The following is a 930-nucleotide window of genomic DNA, read 5'->3' on the forward strand; positions in this document are numbered from 1 at the left end:
TTATGAGGCGAACGCCGATGTGAATGGCGCTCGCAATATTTTAGCGGCGGGACACGCCGTTTTAGCCTGTGGAGGCGCGGTGCAATCAGGCCGCCCGATGAAGCAGGAACCCGGTACTGCGCGAGCAGCTATCACCCAGTAATGGGGATCCCCCTCCTGTGACGCGAAGCGCTAAGGTGGGGGAGGATGTCAAGATCCGCATTGCCAAGCGTCTGCGCCTTGGGGGACGTGATCTTGGTCTGCTGCTAATCAACGTTCAGGCTGCCCGTATGCTCAAGGAGTTTGCCGACAACCGCGGCAAGGCAGCCGATCACATCATGCTGTTCAACCAGGACGGATACTGGCTGCGCAGCCCGGACCCATCCCGGGAGTGGGGCTTCATGCTCGAGCGCCCGGATCTGACTCTGAAGCAGACTTCTCCCCAGGCCTGGCAGGCGTTCTGGGACGCATCAAACGGCCAGATGGAGTCTGCCGACGGACTCTGGAGCTGGACCACCCTGTACCCGGCACAGAATCATGATCAGCTGATCTGGAAAGCCGCGTCCCTGGTGCCGCACAGCGAGCTGCAGGCCATTCGCACTCATATCTGGGGGATCATCTTGGCCGCCAGCGCCGTGCTGCTGCTGTTGTTTGGTGCCGGTGTGGCTGCACTGGTGCGCAGCAGGCACAAGGAGCAACTGGCCCAGCAGGAAGCGGCCAGGTTGGCACAGGTCAAAGGTGATTTCATCGCCAACATGAGCCACGAGATCCGCACCCCCATGAACGCCATCATGGGGCTGACCTACCCAGGGCTGACGCATCAGTGTTTATACTTTGAACAACCCCATACATTCGAACAAATATTGTTCATTCAGACAGCAGAGCCTGCGCTTGTTGGCCATGCTTAGATTACGTGATTTGTTTTGCTTCAGCATGTTCAGTATCCACTGC

2 pseudogenes are annotated in these 930 nt (G+C 58.5%); one reads left to right on the forward strand and one right to left on the reverse strand.

Annotated elements, in window-relative coordinates:
- Positions 1–701: 701 nt before the first annotated feature.
- Positions 702–782, forward strand: a pseudogene (locus tag J9889_RS14010) (histidine kinase dimerization/phospho-acceptor domain-containing protein); the annotation flags it as partial.
- Between the two features lie 24 nt (positions 783–806).
- On the opposite strand, the pseudogene J9889_RS14015 reads toward J9889_RS14010, so the two are convergent.
- Positions 807–930 (reverse strand): annotated as a pseudogene (locus J9889_RS14015) (ISAs1 family transposase); the annotation flags it as partial.

The organism is Aeromonas sp. PrichA-15, assembly GCF_017939245.1.
Taxonomy (GTDB): domain Bacteria; phylum Pseudomonadota; class Gammaproteobacteria; order Enterobacterales; family Aeromonadaceae; genus Aeromonas; species Aeromonas caviae.